Source organism: Sulfitobacter sp. 1A15106 (genome assembly GCF_043556995.1).
GTDB classification, from domain to species: domain Bacteria; phylum Pseudomonadota; class Alphaproteobacteria; order Rhodobacterales; family Rhodobacteraceae; genus Sulfitobacter; species Sulfitobacter faviae.
In genome coordinates, this window is record NZ_JBIFFM010000030.1 from 1 (window position 1) to 4,254 (window position 4,254).

At 58.9% G+C, this 4,254-nt stretch carries 5 protein-coding genes; all 5 read right to left on the reverse strand.

What is annotated here, in order from left to right:
* Positions 1 to 147: 147 nt before the first annotated feature.
* Positions 148 to 1,911 (reverse strand): hypothetical protein, encoded by a 1,764-nt coding sequence (locus ACGYKA_RS19925; RefSeq protein ID WP_394387822.1) that lies wholly within the window; start codon positions 1,909 to 1,911, stop codon positions 148 to 150.
* The gene (locus ACGYKA_RS19930) at positions 1,905 to 2,246 is read right to left on the reverse strand and encodes a plasmid mobilization protein (RefSeq protein WP_276155289.1); all 342 of its coding nucleotides are present in this window, start codon (positions 2,244 to 2,246) and stop codon (positions 1,905 to 1,907) included. The genes ACGYKA_RS19925 and ACGYKA_RS19930 overlap by 7 nt, the downstream gene beginning before the upstream one ends.
* 529 nt (positions 2,247 to 2,775) lie before the next feature.
* Positions 2,776 to 3,276: a hypothetical protein gene (locus ACGYKA_RS19935; protein ID WP_304951666.1), complete on the reverse strand. Its 501-nt coding sequence runs from the start codon at positions 3,274 to 3,276 to the stop codon at positions 2,776 to 2,778.
* A 332-nt stretch (positions 3,277 to 3,608) separates the two neighbouring features.
* Positions 3,609 to 3,917 carry a hypothetical protein gene (locus tag ACGYKA_RS19940; RefSeq protein ID WP_276155287.1) on the reverse strand — a complete coding sequence of 103 codons (309 nt, stop codon included), beginning with the start codon at positions 3,915 to 3,917 and terminating at the stop codon, positions 3,609 to 3,611.
* An 84-nt stretch (positions 3,918 to 4,001) separates the two neighbouring features.
* Positions 4,002 to 4,254 (reverse strand): hypothetical protein (locus ACGYKA_RS19945; protein ID WP_394439870.1); only part of this gene is annotated, 253 nt, incomplete at its 5' end.

Sequence of the window (4,254 nt, forward strand, 5' to 3'; positions counted from 1 at the left end):
TTTGCATAGAATACGTCGGCCATCGTAATTTTCCTCAGGTAATGCTTCTCATAGACTTCAGTGATGATCGCAGAATAAAGCCTGCTACGACCCATCATGGGCCGTACCCGCGCCGCCGCAGCTTTGCGCGTAAAGATCCCCTAGCGTTCATAAGCTGGGCGCGAACGCGGTGTGGCTCTCGTCGAGAGGCTGCAGTGCGCCGGGCGAGACATGCAGTTGTTCGCAGATAGCTTGTAGGAAGGTCTCATAGTCTTCCTGAGAAAGGTCTCCTCTGCCAGTGATCTCTCCGCTTCGCGCAAAGACGATCTCCCAAGTCGACCCGCCCACATTGAAGCTCCTTTCATGATCCATGCCGATTGCAATGTTGCGCTGCGCAAAGACAGACCGCGCCGCACCCCGCAGCGCTCGGATCACATCTATGGCCCGAAGGCATCCTGAGAGAGTTGCGTCCTGATCCAAGCGATATCCTGGGAGATCGCCTTCAGCTCCTGCCCTGTCACAGAGGTGCTCGCTTTGAGCGCCTGAGCTGCCGTTTCGAGGGCGCGGCTGTGCCGCGCCATCTCGAGGCGAATGCCGCTCAGTTCCGAGACCAAAGCCGTGACCTCCCCGGCCACCTCCCGCTCGGCGTGCTGGCCCAGAACCTGCTGAAGAAGAATGCAAAGGTCTTTCATCAAGACCTCCAAGGGGACCGTGGGGTGAGATGTTTTCGTCATAAGAGAGGGTCTCCAGTCGGGTTGTGATGCGGCGTAAAGCCCGTCGGTCAAAGGCGGCAATGCAGGTCCCGACCAGGCTAAGGGCCGTGGTCCGTACCAAGTGCTCGCGCAGCCGGCGCAGCTCTGCCGCGAAACGCCGCGCGAGGGTGGCAAAGCGCTGCGGTGCTTGCATGGGCTTGGGCTTGTCGGGGTGGCATGAAGGCAAGGCGAGCTGCGGCGTCTGGACCCGGTCTTGCCAGTTGGGCTCCGTCAGGGCCCAAGCATCTTTTGCGTAGCGAGAGGTATTCCAAGCCGCGCGGTGGTGCCAATACTCCGACAGGGTCCTTTTCGGATAAGGCCGGAGCAAAGCTCTCTCCGCTGCGGTACCTGTCCCTAGGCATGTACCGTGCAACACAAGCGGATGCGGGTCTGTTTCTGAGACCAAAGCGAGGGCGCCCCCTGGCCTCGGCTCAGGGCGATACTTCACCGCGGCCGCCACCTTTGTCATCAAAGGCAAGAACCCCGCCCGGTCCCGGCCTTGGCGGGAGGCTGCGATCCTCTTGGCGCCCTGCAACATGAAGAGCTTTGGCGTTGCCGTGGTGAACTGCACGTTATGCCGCAACGCGGCCGCCACCCGTTTTTCCAGCCAGTCCGGCCCTGCAACTGCGCGCGCTTTGTGGGACGCTCGAGGGTTCTCCCAGCCAAAGGCATCGTTCAGGAAATCGCCCAATGCATCCCACGCATTTCGGCTCCCCTTCATCGGCGGATACGGGTTATAGCTGCGCAGCTCTCTGGCGGGCGTCCAGACAAAACGCGGCATCGCAATATTGACCTCCAACCGCCCAGTGTGCGTATGGGTGCCCGCAAAAACCGGCGGACGGTTTGGCTCAGGAACCCCGGCAAAGGCCACCTCCAAGAACAGATCGATGGCTGCCGCCACCGGGTCGCGCGCAGCGCGCTCTCCTGCGTTGAAAGCTGCGACATCAATATCCGAGGCCGCAAAGGACAGGGTCGCCACGCGGTATTTTTTCTCGAACCGCAGGGCGGAGATCGCGCTCTGTACGATGCTGGGCTGGCCCAGTAGAAGTTCAGGAGCAGGCTCTCTGACCTCCCAAACCCGGGTCTTTCCAACGGCCTTCAAGACCTTACTGTCAAGCAAATAGGCACTGGGCTGATGCAAGTTTGCAGAAGCCTGGTGAGGCGACCAACCGATCAGCATGCGGATGTCCGGGCATCAAAGGGAACCGGGGCCAACAGTACAAAAAGCTGCTCGATCCGTTGCAAACGCGCCAAGATCACCAAACCGTCCCCCTCTGCGGGTGCCTGCTGCTGCGCGATCTCTTCCAACAAAGCCAAGGCCTCTTCGAGCAGTCCGACCATCTGCAGGACCTGCACCGGCGAGGTCCCTGCCCTAGCACCAAGCCCTACATGCCTCAGGTAATCCGACAGGCTGCGACCGGCGGCGGCCGCCTTTTGCATCAGGGCCTCTTTCTCTGCCGAAGATACATTGACCTTCAGCTGCTCAGACCTGCTGGCTTTGTTAAGGGGCGACATGGCGGTACTCTCTCATTGGGCCCTGCCGGGGGGCCTTGATCGTCGGCATGTCTCAAAGACTATGTTCTGGTAAAACTGATCCAAAGAAGAAGGCTGGGCCGCAGGCCGAAGACATGTGGATAACTTGCGCCCAAGGCCTCTCTGGATAGGCCCGATCAGCGCGCCCCACCCGCGGCTCCTAGCGGACCTGTGGCTTGGCATTGGTCAGGAAAAATCCCGGACAAGGGACAGCTCAAAGCGAACCCTTTGAAAGATCCCCCGTCTCTCAAAGCTCTTATATAGAAGGCGCAAGCCGCCCATCATTGGACAGCATGAGCGGGCAAACTCAGGTCAAAGCCCCTCAGGAACTTCTCTTGGAAATCCCCCTCAGAGAGCGCGGTCGCGCGCCCGGACAGAGAAACCGTTTGCTCTTCCAACGCGCGCGCAGAGGAGCGCCGGTGTACCGCATAAAAACGAACGCTCGGCGCGCAGGTTCGCCGCAGGCGGGGCGAGGTTCATAAAGTTTTTGGCAGCAGGTCGATGCTCTCAGCTAGGACTTGCGCAATATCAAGACACCGCCCAACAAGATCAATAGAGGCCCCGTCATCTCCAAAATCCAGTTCACCCGAACGGCGTGGAACTCCATATTGATCAGCCGATCCATGTGATGGAACCCGGCCGCCCGCATGCCCACAAACCCCAACACAAACACCAGACCCGTGAGCGCAAGGCCATTGCGGCGCATCGTGCCGCGTAGGGTGATAGAGGCTGCCGCGAAGAGGATCAGGATCGATATAAGAACTGTCAAAAGGAATCCGATCTGCACTGGACGTCGGGTCTCATACCAACCTTGAAGCTGTGCCATGCAGCGGGCGGCATCGGTCAGCAAGGTCTGCAAATCCAATTGTTTGTTGACCGCCAAAAGCAGCAAGATCAGGCCCAAAATCCCCCAGAACGCCTGCTCCCTTCCTCTCGAAGGCTCCGGAAAGACGGCCCCAACGGCCACCCGCAAAGACAGCAGCCCTGCGCTTATGTAGATCGCCACGATCATCCAGCCGCCCCAGCCTGGGTCGCCAATGCCAATCTGCCAGCTGTCCCAGGTGCAAGACCAGATCGTCTGCATCAAATTACTGTCCTATGTCAAAAAGAGCGGTCGAAAATCCTACACGTTCCAGCTTTGCATCGAGCGGCTGAGCGAACGCCTAACAGATGCAATACGCATAGTGTTGTTAAATCACCTGAGGCCATTCTAGGGCAAATGATGAGAACCGATAGGTACTTTCGCCATGACAGGGATGGCAATGGACGCGCGGCTGCACCGCTCGGCAAAAGCCGGCAGGGGCTCTTGCCCATCAAGACCGCCCTGCATCTCCCAAACTTGGATCACAGCACGATCAGAATGGCCCGGTCCCGCCACATTAACTGGCGGTGTTCTAAAATACTGCGCAGACTGCCCGCGCCACCGACGTCCTGCTCCAGATCAACGCCAGGCAAAACCGTCACCTTGGCATAGACCCTGCCCCTCAACTGAGAGATATGCGGCGTCACCACGCGGACAGGGGCGTCCGGCGCGAGCGTCTGACGGATGCGTTGTGCTTGGTTCTCGCTGGGGCAAATGATCAATTCCGGGAGATACCGAAGCTCGCGCTCAGGCTTTGCCCATCCAAAATAGAGCTTACCTAGCCGGATCATAACGTCTGCCTCTTTGGGTATGCCCCAGGAAACCTTTGTCTTGCGCTCCTAGATGCGCAGGCCTGCCCGGTCCGCACACCAAACTTATAGAGCGGCGACTACGAACACCGCGGCAATCGAGCTATATGCAATCATGAGGATGAGATCACTTTTCCAGTACCGTGTCATTTTTGGCTCCAATGGCTGATTTATGAGCTCATTGTTCACCACAATAATGGCGGCAATTCGCAGGAATGAGGGCAATAACGTGCGCACCGTACCGCCCGCCCCATGCGTCATGCGAAAATCGTTCCGGGCATGAGGGCTGCTACGCCCTTTTCTGCTCAAGCGGCACCAG